A 23,322-nucleotide genomic window follows, 5' to 3' on the forward strand; every position below is an offset into this window, starting at 1 on the left:
ATGCGGCTTCACGAAATTACTGCGCTCGCCTTTCTGGTCAAGCGCTTTCGTGGGGCGATGCTGGCGGCGGCGCTGGCGAGCATCGTGTCGGGTGTGTCCAGCGTGGTGCTGCTGACCCTGATCAATAGAGCGTTGACGTCGGATGAAGGGGCGGCCGCGCGCCTGGCGTTGCAATTCGCGGCCACCGCGCTGACCTCCATGCTCGTGGGCATGTTCGCCAGAATCCTGTTTCAACGGCTGCGCCAGGATGCCAGTGCCGCACTCCAGCGGTTTCTCAGCTCCAGGATCCTCGTCGCGCCGTTTCGGCAGCTCGAACAGATCGGCTCGCCGCGTGTCGTTGCCGCGTTGACCGAACACACGACGCGGGTGACGGAGTTCTTCGTCGCCGTGCCCAACGTGCTGACGAATGGCGCCATGGTGCTGGGTTGCCTGGTCTATCTGGTCGCTCTCTCGCCCCGCATCTTCCTGGTCACGTTGCCGTTCGTGGCATTGGGGGCCTACGGTTATCACCTGGCCAATTTGAAAGCCCTCTCGCACCTGCGCGCCGCAAGCGCCGAGCAGGAGCGGCTGTTCGAGCGCTTTCGCTCGCTCACGGAAGGCGCGAAGGAGTTACGCCTCAATCGACGCAGGCGATCGATGTTCAGCGACACCGTGCTGCGCGAGTCCATAGAGACCGTGCGCCGCCGGCGTACGATTGGCATGTCGGTGTTCGTGGCGGCATCGAGCTGGGGAAACTTTCTGATCTATGCATTTCTTGGGTTCGTGCTGTTCGTGATCGCGGGCGATATTCCCGATCGCGCGCGAGTGCTGACCGGCCTGGCGCTGGTGATGGTGTACCTCGTGGGACCGTTGCAGACACTGCTGCTGAGTCTGCCAGAGTTCAATCTCATCAAGGTCGCCGCGGAGCAGATCGAAAGCCTGACACGGTCGACCGCGCCGACGGAACACATGCCCGCGGCCGCGCCTGTTGCGACGTTTCGAAATCTCACGCTCCGCGGCGTCACGCATCGCTACTACCATGAGCAGAGCAACGAATTTTTCGAGCTTGGCCCGATCGATCTTACGCTCCGCCCCGGCGAGGTGACGTTCATCGTGGGCGGCAACGGCAGCGGCAAGACGACGCTGGCCAAGTTGCTGGTCGGCCTGTATCCACCCGAACAGGGCGTGATCTTGCTCGATGACGAGCATATCGACGCTGCGAATCGCGACCAGTATCGTCAGCGGTTCTCGGCGATCTTCTCCGACTTTCATTTGTTCGAGACGCTGCTGGAGGCAAGTGACGCCGAGCTGGAGGTGCGCGGCAATCGACTGATCGGTCGACTGCAGCTACATCACAAGGTGCAGCTGCGAGACGGCGCGTTCACGACGCGCGCGCTGTCACAAGGACAACGTAAACGGCTGGCATTGGTGTGTGCCTGTCTCGAAGACCGGCCGGTGATGGTGTTCGATGAATGGGCCGCCGATCAGGATCCCACCTTCAAGGAGGTTTTTTATCACGAGATCCTGAGCGAGCTGCGCCTGCAGGGCAAAGCAGTGATCGCAATTTCCCACGATGACCGCTACTTCCACATCGCTGATCGGGTCATTCGGCTCGAGAACGGCAAGCTCATGGACGCGGAGGTCGCCCAGCGATTGCGCGGCTCTCCTTCGGACCGCGTGACGCCGATCCGGTAGTTCAGGCCGACGGAACGGGCTGCGTCAATGCTCGCAAGGTGATCACGGTCTTCCTGTCTAGCGGATGCAGGGGGGACCAGGTGCGAGACCATGCGCTTCATTGGCCGCCACGTGCTGTCAGCTCGAGTTCGTAGATCGCTTCCTGTTCCGCTGCGTTGATTCGACTATCATCGTTGAACGACGTTGACCACGGAGTCCGGGGCGCCGTCTCTGAGCGCTCTGATGTTTTGTTCGATGATCTTTATCACGTGTTCCAAATGGGAGTCGTGCGGGCCAGCCAGGTGCGGCGAGATGATGACATTCGGGGCCGACCATAGCTCGCTGTCCTCCGGCAAGGGTTCTTGCACGAACGCGTCGAGCGCTGCGCCAGCGATGGTTCCGCTTCGCAGTGCTGCAATAAGATCTGCCTCGACGACCATCGCCCCACGGCCAAGATTGATCAGATAGGAGGAGCTGCGCATGGCCGCGAGCACACGTCGGTCGATGAGGCCGCGCGTCTGAGGCGTGAGTGCAGCAACGAGCACCACGAAGTCCAGGTCACGGACCGTATCGACGAGCTGATGGTACGAGGTTATCTGGTCGCAATCCGGTGCTTCACGGCGATTGCTGATTCCGACCACTCGCATGCCGAGCGCCTTGCATTTGCGCGCCAGAGTGGTGCCGATGGCACCCAAGCCGATGATGCCCACCGACTTACCCGCAAGCAAAACCGGAGTCCAGAAATCCCACCGTCGGGCTGCCTGATTTTGGAAGAGGCGGGGCAGATTGCGCGCGAGCCCAAGCATCAGAGCGATACCGCATTCAGATACGGCGTCATCGAAGAGCCCGCGGGCATTGGTGACTACGACGTCACGACGTAGCGACGGCCGATCCACGATGCCGTCGGTGCCCGTGCCCAACGACTGGATCCAGACAAGTCGTTCCGCGGATTGCAGCAGCTCGTCGGTCAAGGCACTCCCGATAGTCAGCATTCCTTGAGTGGCAGCGATAAACGGCATCGCGGCGACGGCGTTGGCAGCGACGTGCACTGTCAGGTCGGGAAAGGCGCGAGTCAGAGCGTCCTTCAGCGCTGTTGCAAAGGGCGCGGCGGAGATCAAGATCAGAACCTGGAACGGCATGGCGATCTCGGTTGCTATCGGGGCGCTTTTATAGTCTCATATCTTCCGTGGAAGATCATCCACCGACCAGGTTGGGGCCGGCGACATGAGGGCTGGGTGAAGGGGGGCGTATGAGCGTTTCGCATTCATTGATGACGGCAGCGAATGCTGACGAAGCACAGGTGCGCAGAGATCTGGCCGCTTGCTATCGGTTGGTGGCGCACTTCCGGATGAGCGATCTGACTTACACGCACATCTCGGCGCGCGTCCCCGATCGAGGCGAGCAATTCCTGCTGAACGCGTTCGGATTACTTTTCGAGGAGGTCACCGCGACCAACCTCGTGAAAGTGGACGCAGGCGGCAGAGTGTTGATCGATCCCACTGGGTTGGGCATCAATCCGGCCGGCTTCGTCATTCACAGTGCGGTACATGCGGCGCGTCCTGACATCGCTTGTGTATTACACACTCACACGACCGCAGGGATGGCTGTGGCGGCACAGGATCAGGGGCTCCTGCCTATAACTCAACACGCGATGCGTTTCCATAATCGCATCGGTTATCACGACTACGAGGGTATTTCGCTCGACGAATCGGAGCGCGCGCGACTGGCTCGCGATCTCGGTCCTCACAAAGCAATGATCCTGCGCAATCATGGCCTGTTGACCTGCGGTTCGACGATCGCCGAGGCATTCAATCTCATGCTTTATTTGGAGCGCGCCTGCCAGGCACAGGTGGGAGCACTTGCGGGCGGTGCCCGCGTGCGCATGCCGTCGGCAGAATCAATCAACACCACCGCGACCATCTTCGACCACGCTGAAGCCGCAATCGCCAATGATTGGAAAGCGCTACTGCGCCTGCTCGAGAGGACAGACGCGTCTTACCGCAACTGAGAACTACTCGAGTCCAGTCAGGCGCTGGCAACCTTTTGGGATGTTCGGAGCAAACTCGTGGCCGTTTTATCCGCCGCGGGGAACGGATAGGGGCCGAGTCGGCACACTACGATGATGCCAATCGTGAGCATCGCGGCGAAGACGACGATGGCCGGCGTATAGGAGCCGAACATCCGGTCGCTTGCACCCGCCAAGAACGTACCGATGCCGCCGCCCCACGCCCAGGTCACCCAGACGGCGCCAAGCACGCGGCTGTAAATGGCAGGAGGGTAGTAGCGACTGACCAGGAACGTTACGAGATCGCCCTCGGATCCCAAAGCGAACCCCACGAGGATTGCCGCGGCGATCGTGCCTGCGATGTGATCGGTTAGCGTCAGCAGCACCAAGCCGCCAACGGCGAACACGAAGGATGCGGCCGCGACGTAGGGAGCGAATGCTCGATCAAGCGCGTAGCCGACCACGGGTCGCGCGATCCAGGAGGAGACACCGACGCAGGACATGACAATGGCGATCGATTGAGCGCCAAGTTCGCGGTCCTGCAGGAGCGGCACCATGGATCCAAGCACACCGAAGGTAGCGATCGAAATCGCTGCAACAGGAATGGTGATCAACCAGAACGTCGGACGGCCCAGCTGAATGAGCCAGCCCTCTTGCGGCTGAGAGGTCTTTTGTTTTCTCGACGACGCTGGATCCCGTACCAGCAGGAGCAAGCCGAGGACCGGAAGCAGGCCGGCAATGCCGACGCCTATATAGCCACCCCGCCAGCCGAAGGATTCGGCAAGTATCTTTGCGCAATAGGGCGCGATGGCGGAGCCGATGCCGGCACCGAAGTTCACCAATCCCAACGCCAGCCCCCGCTCGCGATCAAACAGCGCTCTTATGGCGACCGCATACGGCATGGCTGTAGCCGCGGAACCAGTCAAACCAATCACGGCAAACAGTGCATAGAGCACCCAGATCTTTGGCGGGATCAAGGCGAGCGATGCGACAGTGATGCCGAACGCGGCCACGAGTGCCGCGCATACCCGGCGCACTCCGAAACGGTCCATCAATTGCCCGAGTAACAAACTGCCGATTCCCGAGGCAACCAGGAATACGGTGAGAGCGTTCGAATGGACCGAGCGTGACCATCCGAACTCAGCTGCCATCTCCGCGGCGAACGCCCCGAAGGTGTAGATCACAAGAACGCCGACGCCCACGCCGGCGCCCAAAGCTCCCGCTGCAACGGTCCACCAACGATTCAGCGTTGCATGATGCATGGAGGATCGCATCAGCCTCACTTCCCCAGTGTCGGCACAGTGAAATCGGGCAACGCGGCAACCGACGAGGTGCCGCCGTCCAACGTCAGCACGTTGCCTGTCACATACCCGGCAAGATCGCTCGATAAGTACAGAAGCGCTGCGGCGATGTCTGCCGGTACCGCGACACGACGAAGCGGATTGGCGCTGGAGACTCGATCCCAGAATTCGGAGCTCAGCGCCTTTAGCAACCTTGGGGTGCGGACAAATCCGGGCGCAACCGCGTTGACTCTGATCCCCGATGGCCCGAGTTCATGAGCTGCGCAGCGTACCAGGTGGTGTAGAGCGGCTTTGGCGGTGCCATACGCGGCCTGATTGGCAACACTGACTTCGCCAGAGATCGAGCCAACGAATGTGATGCAGCCGCCCCCTGGTAGCGCGCGACTTCCGAGCTGCAGCGCGAGATAGGCATGTCGAAGGACGACGTCGAATTGGGCCGTCCAGCCGGCATCGTCGAGTTGCGCTAGTGGTTTGGTGATTGCCATCCCTACGACGTCGACGATCCCAGCGAGGGGTGCATCGAGTTGGTCCCGCGCGAGCGCGAAGATGCGCTCCATCTCCGAGCGAGAGGTGACATCGCCAGTCGCTGCAACCCCGTCAGTTTCTGCCGCAATTTTCTCGGCGAGCGTGCTATCGCGATCGACGCACAGAATGCGCGCTCCTGCTTGCGCTAGAGCATGCGCAGCCTGTCGTCCCATACCATCTCCCGCTCCGAGTACGATGTAGCCGCGGCGATCCAGGCGAAGCAGCCGCAGATAGTCCGGAACGTGATTGCTGTCCGCATAGGTCATGGATTTCACCTTCATCGCTCTAAGACTGCCACGCGCATGGCCGCTGCCGCCTGACGCTGGGCCTCCGCTGCTTCATCCACAATCCCGCGCATGCCAAAAAAGGTGTGCAACATGCCTTGGTATTGAACGTGAATTGTAGGTACGCCGGCTTCGAGCAGCTTCTGAGCATATGCTGCCGAGTCGTCGCGAGTGCCATCGCACTCTGCCGAGATGATGAGCGTGCGCGGCAGCCCTGCGTGGGTTCTCGCAAGTAGCGGCGAGACGCGCCAATCTTCGGCATCGACGTGGGTGCCGACACCATAGGTCCGATAGGCATAGGCAACGTCCTTCGTAGTTTGTAGATATCCAACCTCAAAGGTCTTCAACGACTCGGCACGTTGACGTGCGTCTACCGCCGGATAGATGAGGAGTTGTAGTCGAATGCCTGCAACGCCTTCGTCGCGCAGAGTCAGACACGTAGCAGCCGCAAGATTACCGCCGGCCGACTCGCCGAGTATGACGATACGATCCGGAGGCACGCCGAGCGACGACGCGTTGCGGGCCAACCAGCGGCTGGCATCGACTGCATCCTGATACGGAGCAGGAAATGGGTGTTCGGGAGCCAGCCGGTATTCGACATTCGCCACGGCAAGCCCGGACTCGCGCGCCAGGTGCCGACACGTTGCATCGAAGCTGTCGCAGCTGCCCATCAGCCATCCACCACCGTGAAACGCGACCGCTAGCCCTTGGGCATTCCGAGGCCGGTACAGCCGGATTGGAATCGGACGCTGCGAGCCAACCGCCTCGATGTCCAAGACCTCATCGATGGCGGGGCCTGCGGGGCGCGCCGCAGTTCGCGCGACAATCTGAGCCCTCGCCGTCTGCACGTCGAGGTCTGCGAGGGTGGGCAGTCCGCGTGCCGCCTCCAATATCGGACGCAGCTTGGGATGAACGAATACCATGCGTCAGCTCCGGTTCGGTACTTGACTCGCTCGAAAGATGGTATCTTCCGTGGAAGATTGTTACAAGCCGCTGCACGCGACCTGATCTGGTCGCGATCGCGCGTACGCTCGGTGCCAGCGATTGTAGATGCTCCGGACCAAGGCTTGCTTGAGTTCATGCGTTTGTTTCAGGGGTATTGGCTGAACATTCCGCCGAGGAGGCTGCCTTGAGTGTCGCTACTGCGAGCACGGTGGAGGAGTTGCGGCAACTTGCGCGCCGGCGGTTGCCCCGCGCGGTATTCGATTTCATCGATGGTGCATCGGACGATGAGTTGACGCTGCGCTGGAATCAGGATGACTTCAACCGACTCGCCTGGCTGCCTCGGGTCCTGAGGAATGTGACGAAGCGCGATTGCAGCACCGCAATTCTGGGAGAAGTCGCAGCGCTGCCGCTGATCGTGGCACCCACTGGACTCGCTGCACTCGTCTGGGCGGAAGCCGATGCTTTGCTGGCGACAGCAGCAACGTCTGCGAAGGTGCCATTTACCATCAGCACGTCCTCGAGCGTACGTATGGAAGCAATACGCGAGCGTGCGCCGGATAGCCGTTTGTGGTTTCAGGTTTACCCGTATAAGGATCGTGACCTGGTCCGAGCGCTGATATCCCGGGCCAAGGCGATCGAATGTCAGGCGCTGGTACTGACCGTCGATGTGCCGATTCTCGGCCGAAGGCTGCGCGATCAGCGAAATCGTTTCACGGTGCCGCTGCGTCCTACCAGCCGTCTTGTGTGGGACCTCGTTCGCTGTCCGACATGGACGCGCCACATCTTGACGTATGGGGTGCCACGAATGCAGAACTTCGTCGATGGAAAGCGCAGCGCGAGTGTGACATCGCTGGCGGCCTTGATGACTTCGAACATGGATGCGGGTGTCACATGGGACGCCATCGATTGGATTCGGCAGCAGTGGGGCGGCAAGCTGGTGCTCAAGGGAGTGCTGCGGCCGGACGATGCAGAGCAAGCAGTTCGCCTCGGCGTGGATGCAGTGGCCGTTTCGAATCACGGAGGACGACAACTGGATGGGGTGACCTCGTCCATCGAGGTGCTGCCTCAGATCGTCGCGAGTATCGCCGGCCGGGCCGAAGTCTATCTCGACGGGGGCATTCGCCGTGGGTCCGATATCGCGAAGGCCATTGCACTCGGAGCCACCGCTGTAATGGCAGGCAGAGCGGGCTTGTACGGCGTGGGTGCGGGTGGCCGGGCCGGAGCGGACCGCGCATTCGCAATCCTCGCAGATGAACTCGATCGCTGTCTTACATTGATTGGCTGTAACAGCGCCAAACAGCTCGACGTGAGCTGCTTGCTGAAACGGGAGTAAATGATGACCTGGCAGCTCCGCTATGCATCTCACCTCGGCTTTCGTTCGCTCGAGATGCCCCTGTTTCCGTTCAGTGCGAAGGCCGCCGATGCCATCGAGCAGATTCGCTTCGCACACAGTCTCGGCTTTGCCGGTGTACAAGATGCATTGGCTCGCCAGCGGCCTCGCGATGATGTCGATCGCATCGGACGCACGCTCGCTCAACTGTCCCTGGAGCCCGGCTCCATGCTCTACGCACCCATGGAAATTGCGAAGGCGCCGCTTTGGGGCAGCAGCGATGCGAATGATCGACACATCAGGATGCGTGAGCTCGATATCGCCATCGACACCGCGCAGCGGCTCGGCGCGCGCAGGATCGCCATATTGAGCGGGCTCGACCCGAGAATGCCTCTGAGCCTGCAACTTGCACGGTTTGTGGATGCGTTGCGCGAGGCGGCGGAGTTGGCCGAACGGCATGGGTTGGTGCTGTGTCTCGAGACGATCAACGCGCAGGCCGTGCCGGACATGTTGCTGCAACACATCGGTGACGCCTATCTCGTTGCTAAAGCCGTGGCGAGAGCGAGTGTTCGACTGATCTTCGACACCGCCCACGTGCAAATCATGGACGGCAATCTGTTGACGAATCTCGAGGCTGTTTGGGACTCGGTGGAAGTTATTCAGGTGGCCAATGTACCGGGGCGTATCGAGCCCGAACTGGGCGAGATTGCCATGCTGCCGTTCCTCAACGGGCTGGTTGCAAGAGGGTATTCGGGACTGATAGAGCTGGAGCACCTGTGGGCCACTCCAGGGGTCGAAGCCGAACAAAGAGGAATTGCTTTCCTTCGACACGTCGATAGCTTGCTGGCGCGAGCGCCACTTCGCGGCTGAGCGGGGTTGCAGTGCCTCGAGGGGGTAGCAATCATCTTCCACGGAAGATAGGATAGCTCACGGCAAGCCTTTAGGGGGCGAGATGCTGACGCAAGCGGATAACGAGCTGATGTGCCGGGTCGGGCCGGGCACAGGCATGGGCACGACAATGCGCCGTTATTGGCTGCCGGCGTTGGCGTCTTCGGAGCTGCCCGAGCCCGGTGGAGACCCGGTGCATGTGGAGTTATTGGGGGAACACTTCGTCGCGTTTAGAGACAGCGAGGGGCGCGTCGGGCTGCTCGATGAAGCATGCTGTCATCGAGGTGCCTCGCTGTTGCTGGGGCGTGTGGAAGGGTGCGGGTTGAGATGCATCTATCACGGCTGGAAGTTCGCTGTTGACGGCAGGGTGCTCGAGACGCCAAATGTGCCGGACACCAAATTCAAGGATCGAGTTCGCGGGCGCGCTCATCCGGTGCGCGAGGCCGGCGGATTGATCTGGACCTATTTGGGGCCGGCAGAGCTGCAGCCGGCCTTCCCGGACTGGTCATGGCACTCGCTGCCGAACCCGCAGGTGCTGGTCACCCACCATTCTCTCGACTGTAATTTCGTCCAAGTGCTGGAAGGTTTGGTCGATTCGTCTCACTTGGGGATTCTTCATAACAATGGTTTGCGTGCCAGTCTCACATCGGATCTCAGCTATGCCGACAAAGTAGCGAGCATGCAGTTCGATCTGGCCCCTCGTATCGAAGAAGAGGGCACCGATTTCGGTTTCCATTACGTCGCTTTGCGCGATGGCCTGAACGGCTTTCGCGAAGCCCGGGTCACGGCTTTCGTGATGCCCTGTATCGTGCTCAATCCGAACGGCGACGTGGCGACCATTGTGGTGCCTGCCAGCGATACCCGCTCGCGCTTCTTTCATATCTGGTGGGATGCGACGCGGCCTGTGGCGGAGGAGCCGCTGCGAACCGAAACCTTGCGCTTTGTCGGACTTGATGCGCAGACCATGCAGGCTTATGGCATTGCTGCCGACAGCACAGCAGCGCGGCGTCCGGCACGCTCGAATCGCTTTCATCAGGACCGCAAGGCGATCCGCACCAATCAGAGCTTCAGCGGCATTACCGGTTTGGTCGAGGAAGATGTTGCCGTCTCGGTAAGCGGTGGGGCGATTCGGGATCGATCCAAGGAGATGCTTTCCATAGCGGATCTTGCTGTGGGACGCCTGCATCGCGTGTATCTCGACTCGGTTCGGCGAGTGCTCGGCGGTGGTGTTCCCATCGGACTCGCGACCGGTATAGATCTAGCTGTCGCGCGCGGTCTCAACGCGCAGCTGTCAGATGCGAAGGACTGGCGATCCCTGGTGCCTTTGCATCGACGAGGCGCGGGCTGATCGCGGAGAGTTGTCGGGCTTTGTTAATTCAATTCGATGGTTGTGAATAGCGACGGGGGCGATCATGCTGACGCAGGCGGAGAATGAGCTGATGTGCCGGGTGGGTCCAGGCTCGGGCATGGGCGCGGCGTTACGCCGCTACTGGTTGCCGGCGTTGGCATCTTCGGAACTGCCCGAACCCGGCGGAGATCCCGTGCACGTGGAATTGCTCGGCGAACATTTCGTCGCCTTCAGAGATGAGGAGGGTCGCGTCGGGCTGCTCAACGAAGCCTGTTGTCACCGGGGCGCTTCGCTGTTGCTGGGGCGGGTCGAGGGCTGCGGACTGCGATGTATCTATCACGGCTGGAAGTTCGCTGTAGATGGGAAGGTGCTGGAAACGCCCAATGTTCCAGACGCCAGGTTCAAGGACCGCATTCGCGCGAAGGCGTGGCCAGTGCGCGAGGCTGGCGGTTTGATCTGGACCTATCTGGGTCCCACCGAGTTACAACCATCCTTCCCGGAGTGGCCCTGGATGGAAGTGACCGATGCCCACCGCATCAACGCGATGGCGCTGGTGCCTTGCAATTTCGTCCAGATCATGGAGGGTTTGGTCGACTCCTCGCACCTGAGCGTTTTGCACATCACGCCGCTGAGTCAAGCCGATAAGTCAGAGCTCGATTTTGCCAGAAAGACCGAGCATATGGCCTTCGATGCCGCGCCGAGGATCGAGGCGGAGCTCACGGATTTCGGCTTCCACTATGTCGCCATGCGAGACATCGAAGGCCCTGAAGGACATCGCATCGAGGCCCGCGTGGCCGCGTTCATCGCCCCTTGTTTCATCAACAATCCGAATGGAGATCTGTTCTTTGCGTGCGTGCCGGTCAATGACGAGGTGACGCGGTTCTATCATGTCTGGTGGAACAGCGAGCGCCCGATTGGCGAAGAGCCGCTCAGAAGTCAGCAGCTGAAATTTGTCGGGCTGGATGATGAAGCGTTGGCGCGACACGGGCTCACGCCCGGTACGATCGACGGTCCACTTCGGCCTTCACGAGAGAATCGCTGGCATCAAGATCGCGAGCTGGTGCGCAAAGGCCATTTCACCGGCATCTTCAGCTTCACCGAGGAAGATGTCGCCGTATCGGTTTCCGGCGGCGCCATCAGGGATCGATCCAAGGAAATGCTCTGCATTGCGGATCATGCGATCGGTCGGTTGTATCGAGTGCTGCTCAACATGGCGAAGCGGGTGGCTGAAGGCGCAGAACCTCTCGCCTCAAAGGCAAACACTCGAGACATTCGCGGTACTCATGGAACGCTGGCGCCGAATCAGAATTGGCGAACTCTCGTGCCGACACACCGTCCACCTTCGGCGGCGGCGGCTTCGGAGCCAGTGGCTTAGAGGTCTCAGAAGCAGTCACGAAGCGGGCGGCTCGTATCGGCCAGTCTGTCCAGGATTGGCCGGTTTCTCTGACCGACGAGCTTACGCGCGGCCATCTGATCCTTGGCGTTGTTGATCGTGTCCATCGCGATCAACTCACCGTCGCGCAGGTAGCACACGCTGAAGCTGCGATCGAACGGACGGCCGCGTAACACGGTACGGTCGTAGCCTGTCGACAAGCCCACGATGATCAGCTTCAGATCGTACTGATCGGACCAAAACCATGGAATGGCAGGCATTCGTGGAGATTCTCCAAGCATCGCCAACGCGGCGTTCGTTCCTTGCTCGAACGCGTTGTCGACGCTCTCGAGGCGCACCGATCCGCCGCACTGATGGCTCCGATGCAATGCGCAGTCACCTGCTGCGTAGATGCGAGGATCGGACGTACGGCAGTGAGCATCCACCATGATCCCGTTCGCGCAGTCCAATCCGGCCGCAACAGCCAGGTCGTCATTGGGGAGGGCGCCGACACCGATCAACACGATGTCTGCGATATATTGATTGCCATCCGAGCAGATGATCGATCGCACACGCCCGTGCTCATCGCCATGAATTCCCTGCACCGATGCTCGGCAGACGATATCCACGCCGCGGCGGGCATGTTCTTCTTCGTAGAACGAAGAGATCTCAGGGCAGACGACGCGATTCATCAACCGATCGGACATCTCCAGTACGGTGACCTCCAAGCCCCGTTCGCGGCAGGTAGCCGCGACTTCGAGCCCGATATAGCCGCCTCCGACGATGACGATTCGGCGACCAGGCACGAGCTCGCGACCAAGGCGGTCGACATCGGCGATTGTGCGTAAGTAATGGACGCCCTGCAGATCGGCTCCCTCGATCGATAGCCTTCGGGGGCGACTGCCGGTCGCGAGCAGGAGCGCGTCGTAGTCGTACTTGGAACCGTCCGCGCCCGATACTTGCATTTGGTCTCGATCGATCTGCACCACGCGGTACCCGAGGCGAACATCGATACGATGCTCGCTGTAGAAACCGGCGTGCCGGATCAGCAGGCGATCCCGCTCAAACGAGCCCGCCAGGAATTTTTTCGATAGCGGGGGGCGCTGATAGGGTAGATGCGGTTCGTCGCTCAACAGCGTGAGCCCGCCGTCGTAGCCTCGACGCCGAAGCGTATCGACCGCCTGGGCGGCGGCCTGGCCGCCACCGACGATTACAATCTGCCGGAGCGTACTCATTCTTCGGGTGCGATCGTGAGGGCCAGGTCGTTCAAGGCGTCGGTGAGATCGATCTGGCAAGACAGGCGAGAGTTGGGGCGTGCATGCCTGAGCTCGGCGAGGAGGTCACGCTCGGCGGGCTCTGCTGGCTGCAGTCGGGAGAGCCACTCAGGATCGATGTAGACGTGGCACGTTGCGCAGGAACACATCCCCCCGCAGATCGCCGCTACTCCGAAATCAAACTCCCGAAGGGCTTCCATGAGCTTGCGGCCCGCAAGGCCATCGACTCGATGCTCGTTGCCCTGCATATCTACTACTCGCAGCGCTGTCATCCGCGATCCCCGGCATGCACGTGAATAGTGATCTTCCATGGAAGATAACTTGAATGCAAGTCGGTCGGCGGAGCTTGACCTGCGCAGCAAACGATGCGATCTTCCATGGAAGAAACGTAAGAGACGACGCATCACCTGGGCGTCGACGCTGCTGGGAGGCCGTACCGTGTTGAGCAAAGAAGACAATGAACGCATCTGCCGTGTAGGACCGAACACGCCGATGGGCAATGTTTTCCGACGCTTCTGGTTACCAGTGTGCACGAGCGCACAGCTACCCGAGGCTGACTGCGACCCACTCAGGGTTCGCTTGGTGGGCGAGAACCTCGTGGCTTTTCGTGACAGCACCGGCGCGGTCGGTCTGGTTCAAGAGAATTGCCCGCACCGCGGCGCTTCTCTGGCGCTCGGCAGGGTGGAGGACAATGGCATCCGCTGCCTGTACCACGGCTGGAAATTCGGTAGAGACGGGACGCTGCAGGATGCTCCGAACTGTTCGATGCGCGCGATCAAATCCACTGTCAGGGCGAGAGCCTATCCAGTACGCGAAGAGGGCGGTCTGGTGTGGGCCTATTTAGGTCCGAAAGAAAAGCAACCCCCCTTCACGCGATACGCGTTCATGGATGCGCCCGAGCCGAATCGCACGGTGATTCGCATCAATGTCAACGCCAACTACCTGCAATTGGTAGAAGGGGGGTTCGACAGTTCGCATGTGGGTATCCTTCACAGCAACATCGCACGTCCCGGCTGGATGAATGCGACGTTCACGCCCAATCCGGACAAAGATAATCCCGCGGTGCTGGCAGTGGAGGACAATGATCCGGAGCTGGAGTTGAGCGAGACCGACTTCGGGTTCTACTACGCCGCATTCCGCACGGATCGACGAAGTGGCGATGCGCAGTTGAACGTCCGTGTCGTCCCATTCATCATGCCTTCGACGCGCATCATTCCCGCGCCGACGACGCTCTACACTGTCTTCGAAACGCCTGCGGACGACGAGCATACCAGCACGTTCATCGTGATCCACGGCAAGGCGCCCGTTGACAGGGCGAAGAACATCGCACTGTTGGGTCTCGACGATCCGAAAGTCTACAGTGAACGCGATTGTATGTACCGGGCTACTTGGGATGATCGCTTCGGGCAGGACCGCCAGCGTTTGCAGGAGAGCTGGAGTGGCCTCAACGGTATCGAGCAGGAGGATGCCGCGATGTCCTTGTCAATGGGGCCCATCATCGATCGTTCGCAGGAGCACCTGGTCCCGGCCGATCGGGCGGTGGTTGCGCTCCGCAAGATGTTGCTGCGGTCGGCGAAGAATGTGGAGCAAGGGGGTGACCCGGTGGCCATGCCTGGTGATGTGACCGACGTAGGCGCGCCGGACACGTTCATTGCCTCATCAGCACGCACTACTTGGCAGGAGCTTTCGCCGGGGCATTGGAAGAATGCTGAGTCCGCAAACGCTTAGCAGGGCGCCCCCGTTATTAATTGGAAGGACTAGACCTTGGCAGCGCGCCGACGCCCTGCCCGTAAGGGCTTGGGTCGCTCAGTCTCGTCCTCCGTGGCGCTGTGCTCGAGACTCTCGAGCATTTGTTGAACGAACTGTCGAACAGCGGCTCGGTTGGCTGCGGACATCCGCTGCACGCCCGCTGCGATCGGAGAACCCTCTGCTAACAGATCGGTAGCAGCATTGGTCGCCTTGAGCCCTTTGGTGGTGAGTGCGATGAGGGCGCCACCGGAGTAGCTGGGATCACTGATTCGATCCACGAATCCCAGATCACGCAGGCGGTCCACCTGTTTGGTGATGGCGCCAGAGGTGACCAGTAACGCCTTGAAAAGGTCTGTGGGGCGTCGTGCATACGGTTTGCCGGCGCGGCGAAGTGCGAAGAGCACGCGCATATCCGCGCCACTTACGCCAAAGCGGGACCTGCATAGGCGATCGTATGCGTCGTCCAGCACCCGCCCCAGGCGCATCACGCAAATGGCGAGCAGGAAATTCGACAGGTCGAGATCCGGTCGTTCCCGCTCCCAGGACGTGACTACGTCTTCAATGTGACTGATAGCTCGCCTTTGCGTTTCGCCCATGGGTGTGACTCGCTCCATCGTTCCGACCACATCGTAAGGTGTGAGTTTAGCTCTGCCAGCGATGGAGCGGAACAGGGGAGGTATCCGGCGAAGGTGGCGAGACGCGCTGAAGGCCGAATGTCGCTCAATCCCATCGCTTGCTGTGTGAGTCAGCGAGCGCCGAATTCCGCTACGATGGTACTTGACGCGAGCTTGGGTTTGCGCCCATTCTAATATCGTCTTCCATGGAAGATTAATGTCTTCTGCGGAAGCTCAGAACAAAACTCCGCACACAGTGGCGGAAGCAACAGCTGGATGACAGAGGGGGCGCGGTATGACAGGTGGGTTCAAATCGACGGTCGTGCTGGTCGGCGGGCTGTCGATATCAGCAGGGGTGAGCGCGCAGGCGCCAATCGCTCCGGACCGAGCAGTCGAGCAGGTGACGCTGGAGCAGGTCATCGTATCTGCGCAGCGTCGCAGCGAATCGGCGCAGGATGTGCCCATCGCTATCAGCGCGTTCACTGCCGAGCAATTGCAGAGCGCGGGTGTGGATTCGGTCACTGATGTCGCCCTGGTCACGCCGGGGCTGCAGTTCCAGGCGATTGGTGCTTCGAGCGTGCCGTTCTTGCGCGGGGTGGGCGCAGCCGTTTCGTCGGTAGGCGCTGAGGCCACCGTGGCCTTGTTTGTCGACGGCGTGTATATGTCCGCGCAAGGCAATAGCCTGATGGGGCTGAACAACATTGCCTCGATCGAAGTCGATAAAGGTCCGCAGGGAACGCTCTTCGGCCGGAACGCAACGGGTGGCGTGATCCAGATCAACACCCGTCGACCCAGTCACGAAACGACCGCTGACGTGATGGTCGGTTACGGCAACTACGACACCACCGAAGCCCAGCTCTATGCAACCACCGGGTTTAGCGACTCGCTTGCCGCCGATCTGGCACTTTCCTACCGCGATCAGAACGAGGGCTATGGCACGAATCTGTTCGACGGCTCCGATGTTTATACCAGCTACGATTACTCGGCTCGATCCAAGTGGCTCTGGACGCCCTCGGAGCACACCGAGATCACCTTCATCGCCGATTGGTCGAAGTTGCACAATGAGACCGGCTTCGCGACGCGCTTGCCCAGGAATGGCGAGCTCGGTCTCGATCAGCGCGGCCGCGGCGGATTTCAGTATTCCGGCGGCTTCTACGATGTGAATCTGAACTACCCCTCCGGTGTGATCACTGAAACGAAGGGCGGCAGCATCGACTGGCAGCAAGAGCTCGGAGCGCTGAATCTGCGCTCGATCACGGCGTACCACGAGCAGGACTGGGACGGTCGCGTCGACTTCGATCTCGGTCCGAACGATGGTTCGCACCAGCGCTTTGAACCCACGCAGGAAACCTTCTCGCAAGAGCTGCAGCTGCTCTCACCCGAGGCGGCGACTGTCTCCTGGGTGCTTGGCCTCTACTACTACCAGGACATCAGCGGCTATCACCCGGTGTTCATCGACTACCCGCAGCCGAACGCAATCGGCTTGAATGACACGACCGTAACTTCGGAGATGAAGACGAACTCGTGGGCGGGCTTCGGGCAGGCTACGATCCCATTGCCTGCCGAAACGAGGCTCACAGTGGGTGTCCGATACACGAACGATGAGCGTGACTTCCGGCTGGACCAGTCGGCGCCGGCGGCGCCGCCAGCGAGCGTTACTCAGATTGCCAACAGGAGTTTTCCGAAGACGACCTTCAGAGTCGGTCTCGATCATCGCTTTACACCGGATGCGCTCGGCTACGTGCAGGTGTCCACCGGTTTCAAGTCAGGTCTGTTCAATACTCAAACGCTGCAGAGTGTCCCGGGGCAGCCGGCGTCCGTGGCGCTGGTCGTTGAACCGGAAAAAATCACGGCCTACGAGATTGGTCTAAAGTCCGACTGGCTAGACCAGCGCCTGCGAGTGAACACGGCACTGTTTTACTACGACTACAAGGATCAGCAGGTCAACGCGTTCATCGGTGCGACCCGTACGCTGCTCAACGCGGCATCTTCGAAGATCTATGGTCTCGACTACGAATTCGTCGCGGCACTCACCGACTCGCTGACACTCTCCTGGACGGGTTCCTACCTGCACGCCAGGTACGACAGCTTTCCGACCGCACCGCTCTTTGTCCCGGTGCCGGCGCCGGGTATCGGCAACACGGCAACACCCAGGGATGCATCCGATAACGATGTCGTGAACTCTCCCGAGCTCACCTCGACCGTCGCGATCAACTACGCAATCCCCGTCGGGGCCAATCAATTGGACCTGGGCGCCAATGTCTACTACAACTCCGGGTTCTTCTTCGACTTCGCCAATACTCGGGAGCAGGACAGCTACACATGGGTCAATGCTTCGGTCAAATGGACCCTGGGCGCGACGAGTAAGTACAGCGTTTCACTGTATGGTGACAATCTGCTCGGTGAGGAGGTGTACTCCTCGATCAATCAAGTCGGCGCGGGGCCGGGTGGTTTGTTCGGCGGAGACTCTCTGACCATTCGACCGCCGCGGACCTATGGCATCCGCTTCGGTGCGAGCTTCTAAAGCTCTTCGCGAATAGCAAACGTCAAAGAGGCGCTCATCAGGGCGCCTCGAGACCGCTCAGCGCGTGGTCAACATCCTCAGGCGTATGCGTGACTGGCAATGTGAAGACCGATCGCTCGTGGCGACCATCTAACAGCGCGATGCGTCCCGCCATGACCGAGAAGATTGCTCCCGTAACCGCGCGGGATGCGGCACTGGCGAGCCACAGTACCAATGGGGAGATACTCTCGACCGGCTCCGCGGGGCGTTCTGTCGCGGATGAGTCGCCGAAGACCCCCGCAATTCCTACTGAACCTGCGATCTCGTTCAGTCTGCGCGTTGCATCGCCCATCATCCTTGTATCCGCACGCGGTGCGATCCCGTTTACGCGGATGCCCAGTCCGGCAAGCTCAGCAGCGGCGCCCTCGACGAGGTACGCAACCGCCGATTTGGTGAGGCCGTACACGACATAGTAGGGCGCGGGTCGAAAGCCCACGCGCGACGTCGTGCATATCACGCTGCGACTGTGGCCACCGGGCGATCGGGTGCCTTCCGTCTTCCAATGAGCCGCGAATACCTGCAGCGGCGCAAATGTGCCTTTGACGTTCACTCGCACGACATCGTCCAGATCTCGTGCCGTTGTGTCCGTCAGCGGAGCAGGTCGGATGATGGCAGCGTTGTTTACCAATGTATCGACGCGATTGAACGCTCGTAGCGCGCCGTCGAGCAGCGCTTGGGCGCCGTCCCAATTCGAAATGTCGTTGTAGTCGGCGATTGCCTCGCCTCCGGCTCGGCGAATTTCTTCGACGACGCTGTCCGCCGGCGACAGGGTCTCGCGCGCGCCGTCGTAGGAGACGCCGAGATCGTTGACGACCACACGTGCGCCGCGAGTCGCGAAGGCAAGAGCGTGCGAGCGCCCGATGCCACGTCCTGCGCCAGTGATGACTACAACTTGCCCTTGCAAATGAATCATGTGCGCTCCAGAGCCCGCTTTAGCCTCGACCCAAGGCAAAGTTATCTTCCACGGAAGATCGTAGCTGAATTGGCAGGGCGAAGCGAGGGCGGGCCGAACACGATCTGCGTCACTCTCACGCGAGCTTCCGGCGCCAGGCCCTCGGCCACGACCTGACGTATCCGGTGCTTGAGCGTTTCTTGAGCCTCGGCGACGGCCGCAGGGGGGCGGCGAGGCTATTGCAGTGTCGCGTTGCAAGGCTTGCAGCTGTTGTGCACGCAACGGGATTGCTCGCAGATCTCCTGGCCGCAGCGACTCGCTCTCAGGCGTCCAGATGAGGCCTTGATGCAATCGGAAGCCGCTCCAGGCGTCGTGAAGTGCACTCAGGTCGCCGTTGACGATCAGATCGACCAAATGGCATCAAGCGCCGTGGGAACTGTCCCAGGCGCTTCCAGCGTCGTGCGGTATCGAGGTGCACGCCGCCGAGCCGTGCCAACAGGAGCACGGACAGTCCGTAAGTGCTCAAGTCCATACGGGTGTGGTCGGCGGCGTGCCCATATGGCTTTAGTACGAGATTGAGGCAGGGATGAGGGATCGAGGCCGGCCGATTCATGCAGACCAGTGGCTCTGCGTCCGGCGGAACACGCTCGATATCAAATTTACCATAATATTCATTATGCGCCTCATGGAGTGACGCCATTGGGGACAAGAGCTTCGCGATAGGCGGACTATTGGGATTGCGATCACAGCCACACCGCAAATGCGGGCCGTAGCCTATGGGCTTCTTCGCCACACAGGGAATGTTCCATGTACCGAGCCTGCATCGTCATCGCCGTGGCCGCACTCAGCGGATGTGCGACCAGGCCTGAAGAGAGAGCCGCCGAAGCCGCTACCGATCGCTTCGAAGCATGCATGGACCGAACGCTCGCGTCGGTTGGCCCATTTACCTATGGCAGCCAGGAAGCACGATTGAAGGCAGCTGAGATCTGTCGCGACGTTATGAAACAGCAGTGAAAATGGCAGGCTGAACGTACCGCTGTCTGATTGAAATCTGTATCGGATCACGTATCCGAACGGCGTCGATAGATACACTCGCGCCGTCAGCTTGTACGGATACAGGACTCGTTTCCCGATGAATCATTTCCGAGCCGCCCAGCGCACGGGCGTCGTGACGCTTACTGCAGTGTTGTTGGGAATTCTGGCGGGCTGTGGTGGCGGCGGTGGCGGAGGTACGACGACGACCCCTCCTCCGAGCGGCAATCCCAATCCGCCCCAGCCTACGATGAGCCGTCTGACGCTCACGGGCACGGTCACCGATGCGCCAATTGCAAACGCTGTGGTGACGGCAACTGTCGGTGGCCAGACATTCACGGCGACCGCGGATGCGAACGGCAACTACAGTCTGGAAATCTCGCTGGCACAGAATGCCACCAGCGGTTTCGTGACGTTGTCGGCGAAGGGGGCGGGCTCGCAGTCGTATGTCGAGTTCACCAGTCTGCTCGGAACCTTCTCCTCGTTGCTCGTGCAAGCCGGGAGCGATGCGACGCTGTCGAGCACCGAGAATTTTGCCACTCAGATCACCAACGTCAGCACGGCGCTCGCAGTCTTACTGAGAGAAGCCAACAGCGGTCAGGCTGTTACCAGCGAAACATTGATGCGGACCTTGTCCGCGAGCTTGAACAGTCAGGACGTCCTGGATCTGGCGACCGCGATCAAGCTCCTGGTCGATCATGCCGAGGATTATCCGATGCCGGACGGGCAGCCATCGATGACCGCCCTGCTCTCCAACACGACCGTACGCGAGGAGTTGATCGACGCTGCGTATTTGCTCGACCAGGCAGCGTTCGTGGCCACGCAGAACTCAATCGTCAGCGATGCGACGCTGGTCAAACCCATCACGCCCTCGAGCGTGCCAGGCAATCTGATTGCGACCACCCTGCCGAGCGATCTTCCCAATACCTACGCAGGCGTGGATCGCGCCATCGCCTATACATTTGATGTTGACGGCACCGGTACCGCGACGAGCAGCTACTGGCACCGGAACATGACCTGGAGCGTCTCGGGCGGAAGCATCGACATTGTCTACGCGAGCCCGATCCAATCGTTCGGTATCGAGCGTGGCGTGTGTCCCGAGGTGCCCGGCTTCGGCTATGGCGTTCAGGAGATCACCTTCGACTACACCAGCCGTGGCGCAACCCTCAGGCAGTTGAGCGATCACATTCTGGCGGTCACTGAAGACAGGCTCATCTCCTATCGCGATTGCGGTCCGACCGGAGAGACCGAGACTTTCACTACCGCCCGCACCATCATCGATTCGAGCAACACTCAGTCCATCGACGCCGCCGATTTGGGTGATACGACCCGAACCCTGTGGGTGTACGACGAGGTTTCAGATCCGCACGAGGATGACCCGTTCGCTGTCATCGTCATGCCGGACATTGCAGACCTGCACGCCGATGGCACGGGCACGACTCGAGTGTTCGGTAAGACATTCACCTGGGCGCTGGATGCGAATGCCAAGGTCGTTACGGCGACGTTTGCCGACGGGACTGTCGCGAAGTATCGGTCATTGCGGGATGTCGAGGATGTTGCGACGGATGTGTTTTACGACCTCACGCTGCCCAACGGCAACCGCCACGTTGGCGCCAGCGTCTCTATCCTTGCCGATGAGCCCGCCTTTTCATTCACTCCCAACAACGTTGTGGGACGCCACTACTGGCTCGGCATCGGCGACGCGGGCGCGCCACCGGAAATCAAAGGTTATCGTTCGCGTCTCGACGCCGACGGCACCGGCTCGCGAGAGGATGAAATCGTCGATGAGTCGGGCAACGTGAGCGTGTTGGATGTGACCGAGGCCAACCTCCTGGGGTTGAACTGGGGACTGTTCTGGCACCTTGATGGCCATGATTTGATCCTGGAGCGAACGCGTGATTCGTTCGACAGCTTCAATTGTTCCTTGCTGGACGATCCGCAGTGTGTGGTGTACGACCAGCGGCGCCACATTCCGCTCGCGAGTGATGGTGCTCGCAGCTACTCGCTGGTGCGCTATCTGTACGACGGCCAAGGTGTGGATGAGTCTTCATCGCGGCAGACTTACATCGCGATGTATGACTACGAGCCGTTTGGCGAGGCCGCTCCGAGCAGCAGCAAGCCCATGCTTGCCACCAAGAACCGCGTGCGCCAGGGTGGTGCCATCGCCCCGGCGCAGCTGAAGCAACTACGAGAGCGACGAGAGCGTCGCTGACGCTCCAATCACCACTGACGCGCCGCTGACACTTGCGCGAGCGCGGCGGCTCGAATGCCACTTGATTCGGCAAGCGCGAGCTCGCGCGTCGTGGCGAGCCTTTGCTTGAACAACGAAGGGGTCGCCTGACCGCCGAGACGTCGGTAACATGCGCTGCGCCGACGATTGGCACTCAGGGAATCTCTTGGCATTGGACAAGCAGTTTCGTGAAGACACCGAAGGATTGCGCGCCATCGCGGTCCTCTCGGTCGTCATCTTTCATTTTGGCGTGAAGACCCTGTCCGGAGGATTCGTCGGTGTCGACGTGTTCTTCGTGATCTCCGGCTATCTGATCAGCGGCTTGTTGCTCGCCGAATTGGAGCGCACCGGATCGATCGATCTGTGGCGCTTCTATGGTCGGCGCGCGCGCCGACTCCTGCCGGTGTCGTTGTTGGTCACCGTAGTCACGTTGGTGACGGCGTCGTTCTTGCTCGCGCCCGCCGAACAATTGTTTGCAACCAAGGGCGCGCTCGCCTCCTCGCTCTACGCCAGCAATTTTTATTTCATGACGCTGCTGGCCGACTACTTCGCCCCCGAAAGCGCCTCGAATCCGTTTCTGCACACCTGGTCGCGGTCGGTCGAGGAACAGTTTTATCTGATCTGGCCCACGCTGTTGCTCATCGTGTGGCGCTGGCGACCGACAGTGCGCGTCATGGCCGGCACGATCGGTGCGCTCTCGGTGCTCTCCTTCGCGCTGTGCCTGTGGCTCAGCTATCGCAAACAAGATTGGGCGTTCTACGCCTCCCCCACCCGCGCCTGGGAATTCGGGATCGGCGCGCTGTGTGCCTTGAAGCCCGTGACGGACTGGGCACGTCGCTTCCGGGGTGCTGCGCTACTGGGATGGTTGGGCCTCGCCGGGTTGATCGCGACGTTCTTCGGGTTGACGGAGGAAGCGCGCTTCCCGGGTTGGATTGCGCTGGTGCCCGTCGCCGCGACGGCCGCAGTGCTCGTCAGTGGAGCAAGCGGCCAATCCGGGAGCCCGGCCACGCTCCTCAAACTGCCCGTGATGCAATGGTTGGGCAAACACTCCTACTCGCTTTATCTGTGGCACTGGCCCATCGTGGTGTACGCGACGATCTTGAACGTCGAAGATCCGCTGCAGCGAATCTTCGTCTGCAGCGTGTTGACGCTGGCGTGTGCCGCCGCGGGATTCAAATTGCTGGAGCATCCTGTCCGGGCCAGCACGTGGCTCGCCGCGCGACCGATGCGTTCGGTCGGTCTCGGCGCGACGCTGACCATCGCAGGCGGCGTGATCGCCTTGGGCACCGGGCAGGCGGCGCTTCGTGCCTCATCGCA

General features: G+C 60.8%; 18 protein-coding genes and 1 pseudogene. 11 read left to right on the forward strand and 8 right to left on the reverse strand.

Annotation, left to right across the window (positions count from 1 at the left end; all coding sequences use genetic code 11):
• Complete coding sequence (locus EKO19_RS26465; RefSeq protein WP_129780168.1) at positions 1 to 1,674, forward strand: cyclic peptide export ABC transporter; 1,674 nt, start codon at positions 1 to 3, stop codon at positions 1,672 to 1,674.
• A gap of 167 nt (positions 1,675 to 1,841) precedes the next feature.
• Here the strand turns inward: EKO19_RS26465 and EKO19_RS26470 are convergent, their stop codons facing one another.
• Positions 1,842 to 2,792 (reverse strand): D-2-hydroxyacid dehydrogenase, encoded by a 951-nt coding sequence (locus EKO19_RS26470; protein WP_129780170.1) that lies wholly within the window; start codon positions 2,790 to 2,792, stop codon positions 1,842 to 1,844.
• 110 nt (positions 2,793 to 2,902) lie between these two features.
• On the opposite strand from EKO19_RS26470, the gene EKO19_RS26475 reads away from it, so the two are divergent.
• Entirely contained in the window at positions 2,903 to 3,661 is a 759-nt protein-coding gene (locus EKO19_RS26475; protein WP_129780172.1) for a class II aldolase/adducin family protein, read from the forward strand.
• Positions 3,662 to 3,678: 17 nt separating this feature from the next.
• Here the strand turns inward: EKO19_RS26475 and EKO19_RS26480 are convergent, their stop codons facing one another.
• Genes EKO19_RS26480 through EKO19_RS26490 form a run of 3 tightly spaced genes read right to left on the reverse strand, consistent with a single transcriptional unit; the run spans position 3,679 to position 6,691 of the window.
• Positions 3,679 to 4,920: an MFS transporter gene (locus tag EKO19_RS26480; RefSeq protein ID WP_157995448.1), complete on the reverse strand. Its 1,242-nt coding sequence runs from the start codon at positions 4,918 to 4,920 to the stop codon at positions 3,679 to 3,681.
• Positions 4,921 to 4,937: 17 nt separating this feature from the next.
• Positions 4,938 to 5,765: an SDR family NAD(P)-dependent oxidoreductase gene (locus EKO19_RS26485; protein WP_217705602.1), complete on the reverse strand. Its 828-nt coding sequence runs from the start codon at positions 5,763 to 5,765 to the stop codon at positions 4,938 to 4,940.
• A complete protein-coding gene (locus tag EKO19_RS26490; protein ID WP_129780176.1) occupies positions 5,762 to 6,691 on the reverse strand; it encodes an alpha/beta hydrolase in 930 nt (309 codons plus the stop codon). Before EKO19_RS26490 ends, EKO19_RS26485 begins: the two co-directional genes overlap by 4 nt.
• Before the next feature lie 230 nt (positions 6,692 to 6,921).
• On the opposite strand from EKO19_RS26490, the gene EKO19_RS26495 reads away from it, so the two are divergent.
• The 5 genes and pseudogenes from EKO19_RS26495 (at position 6,922) to EKO19_RS26510 (ending at position 11,654) form a co-directional block, all read left to right on the forward strand.
• Positions 6,922 to 8,046, forward strand: coding sequence for an alpha-hydroxy acid oxidase (locus EKO19_RS26495; protein ID WP_246038973.1), 1,125 nt, complete (start codon positions 6,922 to 6,924; stop codon positions 8,044 to 8,046).
• Positions 8,047 to 8,100: 54 nt separating this feature from the next.
• Positions 8,101 to 8,913, forward strand: coding sequence for a TIM barrel protein (locus EKO19_RS26500; RefSeq protein ID WP_246038974.1), 813 nt, complete (start codon positions 8,101 to 8,103; stop codon positions 8,911 to 8,913).
• A gap of 148 nt (positions 8,914 to 9,061) precedes the next feature.
• Positions 9,062 to 9,265 (forward strand): annotated as a pseudogene (locus EKO19_RS40010) (Rieske 2Fe-2S domain-containing protein); the annotation flags it as partial.
• Positions 9,266 to 9,382: 117 nt separating this feature from the next.
• Positions 9,383 to 10,279, forward strand: coding sequence for a hypothetical protein (locus EKO19_RS26505; protein WP_246038960.1), 897 nt, complete (start codon positions 9,383 to 9,385; stop codon positions 10,277 to 10,279).
• A 64-nt stretch (positions 10,280 to 10,343) separates the two neighbouring features.
• Positions 10,344 to 11,654 carry a Rieske 2Fe-2S domain-containing protein gene (locus tag EKO19_RS26510; RefSeq protein ID WP_129780184.1) on the forward strand — a complete coding sequence of 437 codons (1,311 nt, stop codon included), beginning with the start codon at positions 10,344 to 10,346 and terminating at the stop codon, positions 11,652 to 11,654.
• Between the two features lie 5 nt (positions 11,655 to 11,659).
• On the opposite strand, the gene EKO19_RS26515 is transcribed toward EKO19_RS26510, so the two are convergent.
• Both EKO19_RS26515 and EKO19_RS26520 read right to left on the reverse strand, forming a co-directional pair.
• Complete coding sequence (locus EKO19_RS26515; RefSeq protein ID WP_129780186.1) at positions 11,660 to 12,886, reverse strand: NAD(P)/FAD-dependent oxidoreductase; 1,227 nt, start codon at positions 12,884 to 12,886, stop codon at positions 11,660 to 11,662.
• Complete coding sequence (locus EKO19_RS26520) at positions 12,883 to 13,197, reverse strand: 2Fe-2S iron-sulfur cluster-binding protein (protein WP_129780188.1); 315 nt, start codon at positions 13,195 to 13,197, stop codon at positions 12,883 to 12,885. The genes EKO19_RS26515 and EKO19_RS26520 overlap by 4 nt, the downstream gene beginning before the upstream one ends.
• 37 nt (positions 13,198 to 13,234) lie before the next feature.
• Between EKO19_RS26520 and EKO19_RS26525 the strand changes: the two genes are divergently transcribed.
• Entirely contained in the window at positions 13,235 to 14,653 is a 1,419-nt protein-coding gene (locus EKO19_RS26525) for a Rieske 2Fe-2S domain-containing protein (RefSeq protein WP_217705603.1), read from the forward strand.
• A gap of 29 nt (positions 14,654 to 14,682) precedes the next feature.
• Here the strand turns inward: EKO19_RS26525 and EKO19_RS26530 are convergent, their stop codons facing one another.
• Positions 14,683 to 15,270 carry a MarR family winged helix-turn-helix transcriptional regulator gene (locus EKO19_RS26530; RefSeq protein ID WP_129780190.1) on the reverse strand — a complete coding sequence of 196 codons (588 nt, stop codon included), beginning with the start codon at positions 15,268 to 15,270 and terminating at the stop codon, positions 14,683 to 14,685.
• A 313-nt stretch (positions 15,271 to 15,583) separates the two neighbouring features.
• Here EKO19_RS26530 and EKO19_RS26535 point away from each other — a divergent pair, with 313 nt between their 5' ends.
• A complete protein-coding gene (locus EKO19_RS26535) occupies positions 15,584 to 17,812 on the forward strand; it encodes a TonB-dependent receptor (protein ID WP_129780192.1) in 2,229 nt (742 codons plus the stop codon).
• A gap of 37 nt (positions 17,813 to 17,849) precedes the next feature.
• On the opposite strand, the gene EKO19_RS26540 is transcribed toward EKO19_RS26535, so the two are convergent.
• The gene (locus EKO19_RS26540; protein WP_129780194.1) at positions 17,850 to 18,764 is read right to left on the reverse strand and encodes an SDR family NAD(P)-dependent oxidoreductase; all 915 of its coding nucleotides are present in this window, start codon (positions 18,762 to 18,764) and stop codon (positions 17,850 to 17,852) included.
• Between the two features lie 1,111 nt (positions 18,765 to 19,875).
• Here EKO19_RS26540 and EKO19_RS26545 point away from each other — a divergent pair.
• Positions 19,876 to 21,987, forward strand: coding sequence for a carboxypeptidase-like regulatory domain-containing protein (locus EKO19_RS26545; protein WP_129780196.1), 2,112 nt, complete (start codon positions 19,876 to 19,878; stop codon positions 21,985 to 21,987).
• A gap of 184 nt (positions 21,988 to 22,171) precedes the next feature.
• The coding region (locus tag EKO19_RS26550) for an acyltransferase family protein (RefSeq protein WP_175597197.1) at positions 22,172 to 23,322 on the forward strand (1,151 nt) is incomplete at its 3' end.

The organism is Peristeroidobacter soli, assembly GCF_004138485.1.
Taxonomy (GTDB): Bacteria; Pseudomonadota; Gammaproteobacteria; order Steroidobacterales; family Steroidobacteraceae; genus Steroidobacter; species Steroidobacter soli.